The 15,859-nt window shown below is 49.3% G+C and carries 18 protein-coding genes; 15 read left to right on the top strand and 3 right to left on the bottom strand.

Annotated features, from left to right (window positions below; translation table 11 throughout):
• The first annotated feature begins 70 nt into the window (after positions 1 to 70).
• The 15 genes from prpF (at position 71) to AC0L4K_RS10915 (ending at position 13,263) form a co-directional block, all read left to right on the top strand.
• Positions 71 to 1,252, top strand: a complete 1,182-nt coding sequence (gene prpF / locus AC0L4K_RS10985) for a 2-methylaconitate cis-trans isomerase PrpF (protein ID WP_473266104.1) — start codon at positions 71 to 73, stop codon at positions 1,250 to 1,252.
• 689 nt (positions 1,253 to 1,941) lie between these two features.
• Entirely contained in the window at positions 1,942 to 3,021 is a 1,080-nt protein-coding gene (locus AC0L4K_RS10980) for a hydrogenase small subunit (protein ID WP_473266103.1), read from the top strand.
• Positions 3,021 to 4,829: a nickel-dependent hydrogenase large subunit gene (locus tag AC0L4K_RS10975; RefSeq protein ID WP_473266101.1), complete on the top strand. Its 1,809-nt coding sequence runs from the start codon at positions 3,021 to 3,023 to the stop codon at positions 4,827 to 4,829. Before AC0L4K_RS10980 ends, AC0L4K_RS10975 begins: the two co-directional genes overlap by 1 nt.
• A 49-nt stretch (positions 4,830 to 4,878) precedes the next feature.
• On the top strand, positions 4,879 to 5,571 hold the full coding sequence (cybH, locus tag AC0L4K_RS10970) for a Ni/Fe-hydrogenase, b-type cytochrome subunit (protein ID WP_473266100.1): 693 nt from the start codon (positions 4,879 to 4,881) through the stop codon (positions 5,569 to 5,571).
• A gap of 109 nt (positions 5,572 to 5,680) precedes the next feature.
• A complete protein-coding gene (locus AC0L4K_RS10965; RefSeq protein ID WP_473266099.1) occupies positions 5,681 to 5,953 on the top strand; it encodes a HigA family addiction module antitoxin in 273 nt (90 codons plus the stop codon).
• A gap of 182 nt (positions 5,954 to 6,135) precedes the next feature.
• Positions 6,136 to 6,819, top strand: a complete 684-nt coding sequence (locus AC0L4K_RS10960) for a HyaD/HybD family hydrogenase maturation endopeptidase (RefSeq protein WP_417222446.1) — start codon at positions 6,136 to 6,138, stop codon at positions 6,817 to 6,819.
• Positions 6,819 to 7,133 carry a HypC/HybG/HupF family hydrogenase formation chaperone gene (locus AC0L4K_RS10955; protein WP_417222448.1) on the top strand — a complete coding sequence of 105 codons (315 nt, stop codon included), beginning with the start codon at positions 6,819 to 6,821 and terminating at the stop codon, positions 7,131 to 7,133. The genes AC0L4K_RS10960 and AC0L4K_RS10955 overlap by 1 nt, the downstream gene beginning before the upstream one ends.
• Positions 7,134 to 7,137: 4 nt before the next feature.
• Positions 7,138 to 7,566: a thioredoxin domain-containing protein gene (locus AC0L4K_RS10950; protein WP_417222451.1), complete on the top strand. Its 429-nt coding sequence runs from the start codon at positions 7,138 to 7,140 to the stop codon at positions 7,564 to 7,566.
• Between the two features lie 45 nt (positions 7,567 to 7,611).
• Positions 7,612 to 8,487: a hydrogenase expression/formation protein gene (locus tag AC0L4K_RS10945; protein WP_473266097.1), complete on the top strand. Its 876-nt coding sequence runs from the start codon at positions 7,612 to 7,614 to the stop codon at positions 8,485 to 8,487.
• Positions 8,487 to 8,717 (top strand): rubredoxin, encoded by a 231-nt coding sequence (locus AC0L4K_RS10940; protein WP_473266095.1) that lies wholly within the window; start codon positions 8,487 to 8,489, stop codon positions 8,715 to 8,717. The genes AC0L4K_RS10945 and AC0L4K_RS10940 overlap by 1 nt, the downstream gene beginning before the upstream one ends.
• Positions 8,717 to 9,367, top strand: coding sequence for a [NiFe]-hydrogenase assembly chaperone HybE (hybE, locus tag AC0L4K_RS10935; protein ID WP_473266092.1), 651 nt, complete (start codon positions 8,717 to 8,719; stop codon positions 9,365 to 9,367). The genes AC0L4K_RS10940 and hybE overlap by 1 nt, the downstream gene beginning before the upstream one ends.
• Complete coding sequence (locus AC0L4K_RS10930; protein WP_473266090.1) at positions 9,360 to 10,544, top strand: hypothetical protein; 1,185 nt, start codon at positions 9,360 to 9,362, stop codon at positions 10,542 to 10,544. The genes hybE and AC0L4K_RS10930 overlap by 8 nt, the downstream gene beginning before the upstream one ends.
• On the top strand, positions 10,545 to 10,886 hold the full coding sequence (gene hypA / locus AC0L4K_RS10925; RefSeq protein ID WP_417222462.1) for a hydrogenase maturation nickel metallochaperone HypA: 342 nt from the start codon (positions 10,545 to 10,547) through the stop codon (positions 10,884 to 10,886). It begins immediately after the preceding gene.
• A 2-nt stretch (positions 10,887 to 10,888) separates the two neighbouring features.
• A complete protein-coding gene (gene hypB, locus AC0L4K_RS10920; protein ID WP_473266087.1) occupies positions 10,889 to 11,788 on the top strand; it encodes a hydrogenase nickel incorporation protein HypB in 900 nt (299 codons plus the stop codon).
• 2 nt (positions 11,789 to 11,790) lie between these two features.
• Positions 11,791 to 13,263: a sigma-54-dependent transcriptional regulator gene (locus tag AC0L4K_RS10915; RefSeq protein WP_417222466.1), complete on the top strand. Its 1,473-nt coding sequence runs from the start codon at positions 11,791 to 11,793 to the stop codon at positions 13,261 to 13,263.
• A 451-nt stretch (positions 13,264 to 13,714) separates the two neighbouring features.
• Here AC0L4K_RS10915 and AC0L4K_RS10910 read toward each other — a convergent pair whose 3' ends face one another.
• From AC0L4K_RS10910 to AC0L4K_RS10900, 3 genes are all read right to left on the bottom strand, one after another.
• Positions 13,715 to 14,020 carry a hypothetical protein gene (locus AC0L4K_RS10910; RefSeq protein ID WP_417222468.1) on the bottom strand — a complete coding sequence of 102 codons (306 nt, stop codon included), beginning with the start codon at positions 14,018 to 14,020 and terminating at the stop codon, positions 13,715 to 13,717.
• Positions 14,021 to 14,217: 197 nt separating this feature from the next.
• A complete protein-coding gene (locus tag AC0L4K_RS10905) occupies positions 14,218 to 14,526 on the bottom strand; it encodes a hypothetical protein (protein WP_417222470.1) in 309 nt (102 codons plus the stop codon).
• A 220-nt stretch (positions 14,527 to 14,746) separates the two neighbouring features.
• A complete protein-coding gene (locus AC0L4K_RS10900) occupies positions 14,747 to 15,817 on the bottom strand; it encodes a nucleoid-associated protein (protein ID WP_417222471.1) in 1,071 nt (356 codons plus the stop codon).
• Positions 15,818 to 15,859: the final 42 nt, after the last annotated feature.

Below are 15,859 nucleotides of genomic sequence, written 5' to 3'. Positions count from 1 at the left end.
GACCTGATTAAGCATTTTCTGAACAGAAACATCATCGAGGGATGATGTTTAGAGACACAGGAAGATAACCATGACATTTGTACCGCAGATCAAAATTCCCGCCACCTATATCCGTGGCGGTACCAGTAAAGGTGTTTTCTTTCGTCGTCAGGACTTACCTGAAGAGGCTCAGGAGCCGAGTGCCGCACGGGATAATATACTCTTACGGGTGATTGGTAGCCCTGATCCTTATGGTCAGCAGATCGATGGAATGGGGGGCGCAACGTCCAGTACCAGTAAAACTGTGATTTTGGATAAGAGCGAACAACCGGACCATGACGTTGATTATCTGTTTGGTCAGGTCGCGATTAACAAAGCCTTTGTTGATTGGTCGGGCAACTGCGGTAACCTCACTGCTGCGGTCGGCGCTTTTGCCATTAGTAATGGCTTAGTCGATGCTGCGCGTATACCGGATAATGGTATCTGCGTGGTGCGTATCTGGCAGAAAAATATCAACAAAACCATTATCGCCCATGTGCCGATCACCAACGGTGAAGTACAGGAAACCGGCGATTTTGAACTCGATGGCGTGACCTTTCCCGCCGCCGAAGTGGTGATCGAATTTATGGACCCCGCTGATGGCGAAGGGTCTATGTTCCCAACCGGTAATTTGGTGGATGAGCTTGAAGTGCCGGGCATTGGCACCTTTAAGGCGACCATGATTAATGCGGGTATCCCAACGATCTTCCTGAATGCGGCGGATATTGATTATACCGGTACCGAGCTGCAAAAAGATCTTAATTCAGATGCGGCGGCGCTAGCGCGTTTTGAAACCATCCGGGCTTACGGTGCGGTCAAAATGGGGCTGATCAGTGATATTAGCGAAGCCGTTGCCCGTCAGCATACGCCAAAGGTTGCTTTTGTAGCCCCTGCGACTGATTACACATCCTCCAGTGGCAAACAGATTTCAGCGTCTGATATCGATGTCTGTGTACGCGCCTTGTCGATGGGTAAACTGCATCACGCCATGATGGGTACAGCATCCGTAGCGATCGCGACTGCCGCGGCAGTTCCGGGCACGTTAGTTAATCTGGCGGCCGGTGGTGGTGAGCGGGAAGCCGTCACCTTTGGGCATCCGTCTGGCACATTGCGGGTTGGTGCGGCGGCAGAGCAAAAAGCCAATGGCGACTGGACCGCGAAAAAAGCGGTAATGAGCCGTAGCGCTCGAGTCTTGATGGAAGGTTTTGTACGTATTCCCGGTAACAGCTTCTGATCTATTGATGAAATGAATGATATGTCCGGCGACAGTTGCGATCGCCGGCATATTTCCCTGTCGAAGTGGCAGTCAGACGTTCGGGCCTCCCTATCAAGGATCGTGCGTTTCACTTCACGCTTAGGCCCTGCACCGTCGTGCGGGGCCTTTTTTTATATTTTTTCAATGAGCGATTAACGCTTCTTTTGTGTTTGTCTTGCTTCTTCGTTTTCCTTTCCATGATTGTATGTCACCTGTTGTGACGCTCATCATATTCCCTGTGTTGCTTTTGCTGTGATCACGGCAGATTAGCGATCTCGTGTTATGGGTTCGCTATATCGCCTAAGCATGTCTATCACCGTTCATCCATGTTGGCCCCACGTCGATTGTGCTCATAATTTTAGATTCATCGTAAATGTGTTGACCCATCTATAGGGCGTCAATCACGGTGGCAAGTGATTAACCGCTTTGGTGAACGGCTGGATAGATAGTTGTCCTCTGAGTATGAGTGAATGCTTTGTAGCACCCGTGGATCAACGCCTTGGTCGAGTTGGAACGTAATTTGCTGAAATCAATAAGATTAATAATAACGAGAGACGGTACGAACAGTTCCTTAGCGTTTGCATTTCCTCCGGGCAGAGGATGAGCCGATCGTAAAGCGGACTCTTTGCACCTTCCACAAGGCGAGCCTGCTGACGGAGATAACCGCAATGCCTCAATCGATTGAAACCTTCTATGAAGTGATGCGACGCCAGGGAATTACGCGTCGTAGTTTTCTGAAGTACTGTAGCCTGACGGCTGCTGCATTGGGTCTGGGGCCGGCGTTTGCCCCCCGTATTGCCCATGCAATGGAAACGAAGGAACGCACCCCGGTTATCTGGGTGCATGGTTTGGAATGTACCTGTTGCTCTGAATCCTTTATCCGTTCGGCACACCCGTTGGTGAAAGATGTCGTGCTGTCGATGATCTCGCTCGACTACGATGACACGCTAATGGCCGCCGCAGGTCATCAGGCAGAAGCGGCGCTAGAAGAAACTATTCAGAAATATAAAGGTAAATATATTCTGGCGGTTGAGGGTAATCCTCCGCTTAACGAAGACGGTATGTTCTGTATTGTCGGCGGTAAGCCTTTTCTTGATCAATTGAAACATGCGGCCAAAGATGCCGCCGCCGTTATCGCTTGGGGCTCTTGTGCATCTTGGGGCTGTGTACAGGCGGCTCGACCTAATCCCACACAAGCTGTGCCAATCCATAAAGTGATTACCGATAAGCCGATTATCAAAGTGCCTGGTTGCCCACCAATAGCCGAAGTGATGACTGGGGTGATCACCTATATGTTGACCTTTGGTCGGTTGCCCGAACTGGATCGTCAGGGTCGTCCTAAGATGTTTTACAGCCAACGAATTCATGATAAATGCTATCGACGTCCGCATTTTGATGCTGGTCAGTTTGTTGAGCATTGGGATGATGAAAGTGCGCGCAAAGGTTATTGCCTCTATAAGGTGGGCTGCAAAGGGCCGACCACCTACAACGCCTGCTCAACGGTGCGCTGGAACGAAGGCACCTCCTTCCCGATTCAGGCCGGTCACGGTTGTATCGGTTGCTCTGAAGATGGTTTCTGGGATAAGGGCTCATTCTATGACCGCCTAACCAATATTCCCCAGTTTGGTATTGAGAAAAATGCCGATGAGATCGGTATGGCGGTTGCCGGTGGTGTTGGCGCGGCCGTGGCGGCGCATGCAGCCGTGAGTGCCATTAAGCGGGCGCAGCACAAAGGAGATCAGGAATAATGAATACCCCGATGAATACTAACGATCTTGATAACTCTGGTCGCCGTATTGTGGTTGATCCCGTGACCCGGATCGAAGGGCATATGCGTTGTGAAGTCAACGTCGATGAAAATAATGTAATCCGTAATGCGGTATCGACCGGCACGATGTGGCGCGGGCTAGAAGTGATTCTAAAAGGTCGTGATCCCCGTGATGCATGGGCCTTTGTAGAACGAATCTGTGGTGTTTGTACCGGTACCCATGCACTGACATCGGTGCGGGCTGTTGAAGATGCCTTGGGTATTCAAATTCCGTTGAATGCGCACCTGATACGTCATTTGATGGATAAAACCCTGCAGGCCCATGATCATATTGTGCATTTCTATCACCTGCACGCGCTGGATTGGGTTAACCCGGTTAATGCTTTGAAGGCCGACCCAGTAGGGACTTCAGATCTACAAAAAATGGTATCACCGCACCATCCAAAATCGAGTCCTGGTTATTTTAAAGATGTGCAAACGCGATTAAAAAAGTTTGTTGAGACTGGTCAACTCGGGCTGTTCTCTAACGGCTATTGGGATAATCCCGCCTATAAATTACCTCCCGAAGCGGATTTGATGGCGGTGGCTCACTATCTTGAAGCGTTGGATATGCAGAAAGAGATCGTCAAAATTCACACGATCTTTGGCGGTAAAAACCCACATCCTAACTTTATGGTGGGTGGGGTTGCTTGCGCGATTAATATCGATGGGATTGGTGCATCCGGTGCGCCGGTGAATATGACCTCGCTTAACTTTGTTTTGCAGCGTATTAAAGAAGCTCAAGCGTTTACCAACAATGTTTATCTGCCGGACGTGTTGGCCATTGCCGGCCTTTATAAAGACTGGCTCTATGGTGGTGGGTTAGCCTCGCAGAATGTATTGGCTTACGGCACCTATCAAAAAGTGCCTTATGACAAATCCACCGATCTATTGCCGGGTGGCGCGATCGTCAATGGTAACTGGAACGAAGTACATGAGGTCGATGTCCGCGATCCTGAACAGATCAAAGAGTTTGTTGATCACTCTTGGTACACCTACGAAGGTGATAAGAAAGGTCTGCATCCTTGGGACGGTGAAACCGCGCCTAAGTTTGAGCTAGGGCCGAATACTGTCGGCAGTCGCACTAATATCAAAGAGATCGATGAAGGCGCTAAATATTCCTGGATTAAGGCGCCACGTTGGAAAGGGCACGCGATGGAAGTGGGCCCGTTGGCACGGTATATCATCGCGTATGCTTCGGGTAATGATTATGTACAGGATCAAGTGGACCGTTCGTTAGCCGCCTTTAATCAAAATACAGGCTTGTCATTGGGCTTAAAGCAGTTCCTACCTTCTACTCTTGGTCGTACTTTGGCACGGGCGCTGGAGTGTCAATTATGTGTTGATACGATGTTGGATGATTGGCATCAGTTGGTTGGCAATATCAAGAATGGTGATAGCTCGACCGCCAATGTTGAAAAATGGGATCCGGCTAGCTGGCCAAAAGAGGCGATCGGGGTGGGTACTAACGAAGCGCCCCGGGGAGCGCTAGGTCACTGGATTAAGATTAAGGATGGCAAAATCGAAAACTATCAGGCGATTGTACCGACTACCTGGAACGGTTCGCCGCGCGATGGTGAGGGCAATATCGGTGCATTCGAAGCGGCCTTGATGAATACGCCGATGGAGCGTCCGGATGAACCGGTTGAAATACTGCGGACGCTGCACAGTTTCGATCCTTGTCTGGCCTGTTCTACCCATGTGATGTCTGAAGATGGTCAAGAGCTGACTAAGGTCAAAATTCGTTAAGACGAGCCCCATGCGGGTCGCCCTGCGGCCCGTATGTTGGAGGTATGCTATGGAAACAATCAAACAGAGAACGCAGACCGCGGTGTATGTGTACGAGGCGCCGCTGCGTCTATGGCACTGGACAACGGTATTGTCGATTATTGTACTGTGTATCACCGGTTACTTTATTGGCTCGCCTTTGCCAACGATGCCCGGTGAAGCCAGTGATCACTTTCTGATGGGCTATATTCGCTTTGCGCACTTTGCTGCCGGTTACGTTGTGGCGGTTGGTTTTTTAGGGCGCATCTATTGGGCTTTTGTCGGTAACAGCCATTCCCGGGAGCTGTTCCTGGTCCCTTTTTTCAGTAAGAGGTGGTGGAAAGAGGTACTCCATGAGGTGCGCTGGTATCTGTTTCTTGAGAAAACTCCGAAAAAATATATTGGTCATAACCCGTTGGGTCAGCTGTCGATGTTCTGTTTTTTTGTCATCGGTATCACCTTTATGATCATTACCGGATTTGCGCTGTACGCCGAAGGACTCGGGCGGGGTAGTTGGGCGGATACGCTGTTTGGTTGGGTGATTCCCTTGATGGGGCAGAGTCAGGATGCGCATACTTGGCACCATCTGGGTATGTGGTATCTAGTCACCTTTATCATGATGCATGTCTATGTTGCTATTCGTGAAGATATTATGTCGCGGCAGAGTCTGATTTCGACCATGATCGGCGGCTGGCGTATGTTTAAAGATAATCGCCCCGATTGAATCAGTGATCGATGATCGGGTGATTTATGCGCTATGAATCACAGGCGAGTGAGTTTGCCGGAGCCATGCTCCGGCCTTTTTTGTTTATCAATCAGTCGAGGAGACGCTGATGCAGCCGCTACGGTTTCATGGACGACGCCCTGAGCACCCCGGCGCCCTTCTGGAACGCTGCTATCTAACGCCGCTGCATCTCAGCCAGTCCCGTTTGGCTAAAGAGTTAGGTATTTCCCGCCGCAGGGTCAATGAAATTGTTAACGGCCAGCGAGCAATTAGCGCCGATACCGCATTACGATTAGCTCACTTCTTTCAGACCTCGCCGATGTTTTGGTTGGAAAAACAACAACGTTGGGATCTGTATCAAGTGGGACGAGAATCAAGCTAAAGATTTGATCACCTAGATACCAAACTGATAACTAACTATCCACTTAGTCTTCTCCTGCCGGCTGTAACCCCCTCTGTAACACCCCCATATTAGGTGCTTCGGCGAAATCGTTCGAATTGGCATAAAGCTTGTAGTCTTAGTGATGAGTAACAACATAATCGGTGCAGGGAGTGGTAGGTCGCATGTCAGGATCTCAATCAGAACTTAGCGGAAGCAGTGGGTCAGTCAATTCAGCGGATCAGACGCAGCCATTGCGGGTGATCATTATGGGTATCGGTAATCTGCTCTGGGCCGACGAAGGCTTTGGTATTCGAGCCGTGGAAACCCTGCATCAGCGTTATCAGTTTGCTGACAATGTTGAAGTGATGGATGGCGGCACGCAAGGGCTTTACCTGGTGCAGCATGTGCAGCGCTGCGACCTGCTGGTGGTGTTTGATGCCATTGATTATGGCTTGGCTCCCGGCACCATGAAGGTGATTCAGGGTGATGATGTGCCTAAATATATGGGGGCAAAAAAGATGAGCTTACACCAGACCGGTTTTCAGGAGGTGTTAGCGATGTCGGAGTTTACCGGTAACTATCCGCAGCATCTGCTTTTGATTGGTGTGCAACCGGTTGAGCTTGAGGACTTTGGCGGCAGTTTAAGGCCTGCCGTACAGGCTCAAGTGGATCCAGCCATTCGTACCGCCTTGGATTACCTACAGGGTTTTGGGGTTATCCCTCAGCCTCGTCAGCAGCCTCTGCCACCCCAAGAGCAGTTGGCTCCGACAGAATTACAGCAACATCGCTATGAAGCCGAACGTCCTTCAGAGGCCGATGCTTGTCGGGTCGGTGATGAGCGCTTTCTTAATGAGCGTCAAGACTGATGTGTATCGGTATCCCTATGCAAGTTGTGAGCTGTAACGGTTTGCAGGCGGTGTGCGAGGCTGATGGTGAACAGCAAACGGTGGACCTGAGCTTGGTGGGCGAATTAGCGTTGGGTAGCTGGGTATTAGTATTTCTTGGCACGGCCCGTGAACATCTTAGCGTTCAGCAGGCGAAAGAAACCGCGGAGGCTGTCAATGCTTTACGCAGTGTTATGCGAGGGGAGGCGGTCGATCTTGATCGGGTGTTCGCCGATCTTGTCCAACGGGAGCCACAGCTGCCGGAGCATCTTCGCAGCTCAATAGAGGAGTCATAAAGGTATGTCTGTATTGATTGAACGCTTAACGAGTGAGTTAGGGTATCCATTACTGGATCACGCTAACGTCGATGACTTTATTCAGCAGCAACCTTACTCGGTGCTGTTCTTTACGGAAGATTCTAGCCGCTTTCCTGAGTCGTTGGATGTCGCGGTGATTCTGCCCGAACTGTTGAAAGTTTTTCCTCAATTAGTCCCTGCGGTAATTCACCGTGATGCGGAAAAGAGTCTGCAGGGACGCTATAACTTTACTGTTTGGCCGACCCTTGTGCTGCTCAAGCAGGGCCGTTATTTAGGGGCGATCAGTAAAGTGCAGGACTGGGATCTTTACCTGAGGGATATCGAATCGTTACTGCAGCGAGAGCCAACCCGTAATCCCGGTATTGGTATTCCGGTGGTGGTTAATCCTTCATCGCATTCGCCGTGCGGTTGATGTACTCGCGTGAACAATAAGACTCACAACGACAGGACTGAGAAGATGAACCAGGCTGATATTCCACTGATCAATATGCCCGTAGGCCCCGGTAGCCAACGCGCCAGCGATGATGATGCTGTGCTCGACTATATGCCGATGCCCAAGGAGATGCATACCTATGATATTCCGATGTTGCCGGATACGGAGCAGTTAGAAAGTTGCCCTGAAACACTGGCGTTACTGGAGCATCTGCAACAGCAATTAGATAGCTATACTCCTGAGCAACCGGTGATCAGTCTCGACCTGAATAAACTCTCTGCCGATGGACTCGAGTTGATCAATCAAATCCTTGGTGAAGGCGAGGTGAGTTTGATCTGTAAAACCCAAGATCATAGCGGTGGAGAGGTGAGGGCGCAGGAGACGGTGTTAGCTGGTGTATGGCGTTTGCGTTATATGGATGCTGATGGTCGGCAGTTGCGGGAAACCCTTGAGATTGCCGATGTGCCCACCGTAGCTCGCGAGTATGCCTTTTCCCAAGCACAGCCATTGGCGGTTGAGCAGGCAGCATGGCCGGTAGGTGTTTTGAATGCTCCGCCGGTGTTAATTGAGTTGCAGCATAAGAGTGATCGTTATCAGGTCGGCGATGAACCCCATGTGATCAATCTGTCGTTACTGCCATTCTCACCGGCGGATCATCAGTTGCTCGAAGAGTATTTAGGTCAGGGGTCATTGGTAGTGCTATCCAGGGGCTATGGTAATTGCCGCATTAGCAGCACCGCGATCAAGCCGATCTGGCGGGTGCAGTATTTTAATTCAACTGACCACCTGATTCTGGATACCCTTGAAGTGGTAGATATGCCTGCAGTGGTGTGCGCCGCCCCAGAAGACTTGCAAGACAGCGCGTTACGACTCAAAGAGATCAGAGAGGTTTTAGTGTGATGAGCAGTGAACCGGGGCAACGATTTGAGGGCAGTTATCTGGGGCAGAATGATCAACTGAGCGACAATACTCGCTTGGAGTGTAAGATCTGCTGGTATGTTTATGATCCATCTCAGGGCGATGACGTTTGGCAAATTGCGGTGGGTACGCCATTTAGCCAACTACCAGAACATTGGCGTTGCCCGGAGTGCGATGGCGATAGAGATCAGTTTATGGTGTTGGATAACTGATGATTGAGACGGCGCTGATTGAGTCCCGCTATAACGATATTCTCCATACCAAAATGGAGGGGGTGGCGGTACTTAATCACAAATTACAGGTTAAAGCGGTAGGCTTTCAAGCCTTCGGTAACGAGCAACTTGGGGTACTGATAACCCCTTGGTTTATGAGTTTGATGTTGCTGCCTGAGGCGCCGGGCGAATGGACGGAGAATGATGTCGGTCGTAAGGTAGTGCGCACATTTCCTTCGGGTGTTTATGAATTTATTCTCGGTTGGGATGACGCTCTTGAGGGGTGCGCTATGTGCGCATTGTTTTCCCCGATGTTTGACTTTGTCGATCAGGCCGCGGCGCTGGCGACGGCCCGTGAAGTGATGAAGGCATTATTTGAAAGTGAATATTTTGCCCCGACGGATCGCCAGCGGGAACAGCAAAAGCAGCGCTTAGCGGCAGCAGAGTTGCAGCAGCGTGATACTGATCGTGATGATAGCCTGACGGCTGGTCAGGTGGCTAATGTATCCGATCACACCCGTTCGGTTATAACGAATGATCCGAAAGTCGATAGCGGCGTTGCAACCGATAACCAACACAGTGCGGTTGTAAGTCGTCGGCAGTTTTTACAGGGACGGATTCGCACCAAAGACGGTGGCGAGCATGGCTGAACTCGCAGGACGCATTGCCGCTGAACTGGATTGGCAGCAGGGACAGATTGTCGGCTTGAATTTAAACTCGAGTCGGCCAGCACAGCTCGGGCGATTATTTTATGGCCGCAGGGTTGATGAGGTGGCCAGAATGTTACCGTTGCTCTTTTCAGCCTGTACCGTAGGGCAACGATTGGCCTTTGCGCGAGCCGTAGAGCAATGTCGAGGTATCGTTATTAGTGATGATGTTGCGGTGGCCCGGCAAGTGTTATTACAGCTGGAAAACGGCCGTGAGCTGTTATTTCGCCTAGTGCAGTATTGGTTGCCTTCAACGCCCAAGCAATTGCAGCTATTACAACCGTTGCAGCGACTGATCAGCACTATGGAGCAACGCTGGGGTTTCTTGCTAACGCCTGTTGCGCCAACATTGTCAGGGGCGACGCATCGCTTAGATCGGGAGGCGCTTAAGCGGGATCAACAGGATGTTGTTAGGCAGTTGAGACAAATATTAGAGCCATTATTGGGCATGCCACTTGAGTGCTTAGCATCGTGGTTACAGCAAGCAGCACCGACAACCATAGCGGCTGGGATATTGTTGCAGCCACTGACGAGTTTACAGCAGCGCTTTGCTGGCCTTTGTTTAGGCCCTGATCTGGCCGAGCTGCCTGACTTGCAACAAAGACAGCAGCGGCAGATACTGGGATCAAAAGATGCGAAACTGCAGCAAACGCTGTTTTGCGCGACGCCTCGGTGGCAAGAACACTGTTGTGAAACCGGTAGTTACGTGCGTTATCGAACGGAATTACAAGGAATGAGGCAGCAGGGCTGGCATGAACTTTGTTGTCGCTATGGCGCTATTTTGTTGCAACTCAGTGATATTCCGAAGAGGCTATTGGCAACAGAGAGTATTCAAATGGTTAGTTCGAATATTGCAGCGGAGGTTGGTTTGGCTGTCGTCGATACCGCCAGAGGTCAGCTGTTACACCGACTGGTGCTAGATGCCGAACAGATTCGTTGTTATGACATAGTGGCGCCTACCGAGTGGAACCTACATCCTCAAGGGCTTGTGCCAAGTAAGTTACAAGGTGTTGCGACAGCGACCGTATCTGAAGCATTGGCCTTGAGCCGAACCATGCTGCTATTGGCGGATCCCTGTGTTGAATTTGATCTTAAGTTAAAAACAGAGGACGCTATCTGAATGCACGAAATGTCGATCTGTGAGGGAATTATTCAGGTGTTGGAGGAGCAGGCCGCCAGTCAGCACTATCAGCGAGTTAAAACCGTTTGGCTTGAAATTGGCCCGTTAGCGATGGTTGAGATTGATGCTCTGCGTTTCTGTTTTGAGGCGGTCACCCTTAATAGTTTGGCGCAGGGCGCACGGCTCGAAATTATTGAGTTACCCGGGCAAGCCTGGTGCCTGCAGTGCGCCAAAACGGTCAGTATCAGTAAGCGTTATGACGCCTGTTGTGAGTGTGGCAGCTTTCAGTTGCAGGTGACTCAGGGTGACGAACTAAGAATAAAAGAGTTAGAGGTGGAATAAGCATGTGTACAGTTTGCGGTTGTAGTGAAGGTGAGGTTTCTATTGAAGGGCATCACCATCATCATGGACATTCACATAGCCATCAACATGAGGCGGAGCACGTGGCTGACAGTGCCAGTGTAATGGTGAGCGAAGGTGACAATCTGCATTTTGGTCAGGGCCCTGCTCATGCACACGCACCGGGTTTAAGTCAGGGGCGGATGGTGCAGATTGAACAGGATATTCTTGGCAAAAATGATCGCTATGCCGGGCAGAACCGCCAACGCTTTGAGGCGATGAACTTGTTTGCACTGAATCTTGTCTCCAGTCCCGGGTCTGGTAAAACGACACTCTTAACGGCCAGTATTGAACAGCTTAAACGCTGTCTGGTGGCGGTTATTGAAGGGGATCAACAAACGGCAAACGATGCCGAGCGGATCCGCGCCACCGGGGTTCAAGCGGTACAGGTAAACACCGGGAAAGGCTGTCATCTGGATGCTCATATGGTGGGTCATGCAATGGCTCGTTTTGAAGATTTGACCGGCGGTATCTTGTTTATTGAAAATGTTGGTAACTTAGTCTGCCCTGCGGCCTTTGACCTCGGCGAGGCTCATAAGGTTGCGATTCTGTCGGTGACGGAAGGGGAAGATAAACCTTTGAAATACCCGGATATGTTTTATGCCGCTGATCTGATGTTACTGAATAAGACCGATCTGTTGCCCTATCTCGATTTTGATGTTGAGCAATGTATTGCGGCGGCTAAACAGGTGAATCCTGATATTGAAGTGATTCAGGTCTCCGCCCGTTCAGGAGAGGGCATGAGCGAATGGTTGAACTGGATAGAGCAACATCGGGTGGCTAGAATTCATCAACGCATTGAGCAGTTAAATCATCAGGTCGCTCTACTTCAGGAGATGGTGTAAGGATGCAGTATAAACGCCCAACGGTATTATGTGTCGATGATGAAGTTCGCTCACTGGAAACCCTGGAGCGCACCCTTGATGAAGAGTTCGATGTATTGACGGCCAACAGTGCCGCCGCAGCGATGGCTATTCTTGAGACCAAACAGGTTGAGGCGATTATCTGCGATCAACGTATGCCTGAGGTTACCGGTGTTGAATTTCTCACCGAAGTGAGACAGCGCTGGCCTGAACCTGCACGGTTGATTTTGTCGGGTTACACCGACTCAGAAGATATTATTCGCGGGCTTAATGACGCTGGCATTTATCAATATATCACTAAGCCTTGGCACCCTGATAATCTGTTAATGGTGGTGCGCAATGCGTGTAAATTATGTCAGTTGCAGAATGAAAATGATCAGCTCAGCATGGAGATGCGGCTGACCGCAAAGCAGGTTGAGCGAAATATTACCGATAAGAAGGCTTTGCTAAAATCCAGCTTTACGATGGATGAAATTCGCCGCAGTGAAGAGAGTCCGTTAAATGAGCAATGCCAGCAGGCGGCCCGTTTCTCACCCTTTGATGTTTCTGTTTTGATTACCGGTCCTTCGGGTACGGGTAAAGAGTTATTTGCTCGGGCACTGCACTACAATAGTTTACGTGCGGACAAGCCCTTTGTGGTGGAAAACTGCGGCGCGATGCCGGATGAGTTACTGGCTTCGGAGTTGTTTGGTCATAAGAAAGGCTCATTCACCGGGGCGATCTCAGATCATATGGGCATGTTTGAACAGGCGGATGGCGGTACTATTTTTCTTGATGAGATTGGGGAGATTACGCCTGCGTTTCAGATTAAGTTATTACGGGTTCTACAGGAACGGGAAGTCAGGCCACTAGGTGATTTTCAGCGCCGTAAGGTGGATGTTCGGGTAATCGCCTCGACTAACCGGGATTTAGAAGAGGAGGTGCGTGAAGGTCGTTTTCGCCAGGATCTGTATTTCCGTTTAGCGGAGGTCACTTTGACGCTGCCTGAGTTAGCACAACGAAAAGTCGATATTCCACTGTTAGCACAGGGGTTTCTAGATAAGTCGATGGTGGAGTTCGATAAGCCCGTTAAAGGTTTTACCGATGAAGCACTGGCCTGTATGCAGTCCTACTGCTGGCCGGGCAATGTCCGAGAGCTGCAAAATGAGGTGCGGCGTATGTTGGTGCTGGCCGATGATGACTATCTAGGTGCCGATCTATTGTCTCCTCGGGTATTACGTGCGGCGCCACAGGATGAAAATGGTGAAATGGAATTGTTAGCCCGCTTGGATGGTAGCTTAAAGGATCGCATAGAAACCTTGGAAAAACGGATATTGAGGGAAACATTGATCCGTCATCGTTGGAACAAAAGCCAAGCGTCTCGTGAGTTAGGTCTGTCCCGGGTGGGGTTGCGTTCAAAGTTAGAGCGTTATCAACTCGAGCGAGCAACGGTTGTACAAAACACCGATAAACATTAATACTGTCCATTGATGGCGGTATATTCGTCGCCCTGAAATACCCCAATGAGCAGGGCTCTTCTCGCAGTTGGAGTGAGCCTTGTTGCGATGATTCTCTTTCTTACTTCTGCATTGATCGTCTCCATTCTAATATTTAACGTATGTTTATTGCGCGGGCATCCACGGTTTTTAGTGAGTGCTTCTGTTACGTATCGGCCCCTTGCTCAGTCAATAGGATCGATTTATTTTCGTATCTGGTTTGGCATGATAACGGCTGTGATGGTGTTTTCATTAAATGTCGATATCAGCGATGTGACATCAAGCGTATTGGTCACGTAGAGTAGAGAGGTTGTTATACTCGGAGTGGATATTGACAAAGGCGTCATAGAGGGCTGAGGAGAATAACAGTATAGAAGGCTAGAAATAAAAAAAGCCCTGCATAAGCAGGGCTTTAAAGGGAACTAAGTGAAATTTACTTAGTTAATTTTGTTACTTCAGCCATAGCATTTTCGCCAGCTGTTTTAGCCAGTTCAGTGAATGCTTCACCTTGTGCTTTCAGCATTTCGAACAGTGAAGTGTTAGCTTCAACGTTGAATTTAACAACGTCTTCTGGCGTTTTCAGTGTCTTAGCTTTTTCAGCTTCAGTTTTGAAGAAAGCAGCCAGTTGTTCGCCAGCTTGCTTCTGCAGTTCAACAGATTTGCTGATAGTTTCAGCCTGCATTTCCATAAGGGTTTTTACAGACTCAAAAGATTTAGTGAAATCGATAGGGTTAGTCATGGTCGTTCTCCGGTAATAGTATGTTGCAGTGCACAATGGAGTCTATTTTAGCGATCCTTGTCGGGAAGTCAACGGTTATTTTTGTGCACTGCACAAAAATAACATAGAGCCGCTTAACTTGATTCTGACACCGTCATTTTAGCCTATAAAAAAAGCCCGATAGCTTTCACTATCGGGCTTCTTGAAACTAGGGTAGCTTAGCTAGCCAGTTTGGTAATTTCTGCAATAGTTTCTTCACTGGATTCTTTAGCCAGCGCGCTGAATGCCTCGCCCTGTGCTTTCATCAATTCGAACAGTGCTTTGTTAGATTCGAGGTTGAATGTAATAAAGTCTTGTGGTGTTTTAAGTTCTTTCGCTTTTTCAGCTTCAGCTTTGAAGAATTCAGTCAGCTCTTCAGCAGCTTTCTTCTGCAGTTCAACCGTCTTAGTTACAGCCGTTGTTTGCAGGCCCATCAGCGTTTGAGCAGATTCGAAAGGTTTTTTTAAATCGAAAGTTGTGTTGATCATGGTATTCTCCATAAAGTTATGATGCACTGCACAATGAAAACTATTTTAGTTGAAAAAAGTGCTTGGTCAAGTACTTTGTGCGACGCACAATAAAATATTTTCACACTCAGGTTAGCAGTGCAATATGACGCAACAGTGACAACTTAGCGACGCACCGATGAAGCAGTGTTTAGCGTTTAATCGTCGGCTTACGGTGCGCCGTCGTATCGAGGAGAGCGGGTTATTCGTCTTCTGTGTGGAGGGCTTGTTTTAGCTGCTCAATCACTTTAGTGGATAGGCGGTTGATCCGCAATGAGTTGGTTTGTGGGTCGAACTCAATCTCACTATTACTATTGGGCTGACCAAGCGAGCGTTTGGCAAAGTCGAGTTGCCAGTTGTCCATTTTCGCTTTTACTTTTGTGTACGAGTTGATAGTGCTGGTGTGTGGTTGAAACTCTTGGCTTACCTGATAGTTCTCAGAGTTGGCGAACTTACTGAAGGTTCCACTTGCTTGTTCCGCCTGCTCGGGCGGCAGGTGATTATCAAATATTTGTTCTACATCGGGAAGGTAAGCTGATTGTCGGTCGTCACGTTGTCGAGACAGGTAGCTGACAACATCTTCGACAATTTCCTCCTGCTTTTCTTCAAGATGATAATGGCGACAGAAATCTTCGCTGGCTCGGATAAGGTCGGAGGTCGATTTTTTTGATGGGACTACATCGGTACAACCCAAAGCATTAGAAAAGTAGTGGGTTATATCACCTTTACGACGGGTGCCGATAAAGCTTAGGTAGCTATCGCTGCCCTCTTTATAGGTGGTGATATTGATCTTGGCGGCTTGATGTAACTTTTCTAAGTCAACTTCAATGACTTTGGTGGGGTTTAAGTCCTGATCGAAGGCCACCCCCGATTTATCACGTACCAATCCAATCAGGAGGTAGTCGAATACATCTGAGGAGTAGTACATAAAGATCACATAGCCGCCGGTGGCCGAACGGGCTGAAGGTTGCTGCAGCGATGCGGCTAACTGTGCCAGTGCCTGATCACAGAGCGACAAAAAGGTACCGTCATCAGGCGTACTGTTGATAAACGTCTTAAAGCCGGAAATAAATGGGTAGCCTTCACTATTTTCATCATTAAATGAGCCGTGGGTTAGTGCCGAGCGTCGGCCGTAGGCAGATACCAGAGCGTTAAACAGTTGCTGTGCCATTGGATCGGAGACATCGATTGCACCCCCTTTATCGCTGATGGTGGCAATACTGTCGTCGGCTTCTTTAATCAGTTCACGAATGGCGAGAAATTTAAGGTCCATTAAGGCGGTTTCCGGTGCTTTTACTTTGGGCGAGGGTTCGCA

The sequence above is a fragment of the Amphritea sp. GJ51-11 genome (assembly GCF_055808735.1).
This window is presented reverse-complemented; position numbering and strand designations above follow the sequence as displayed.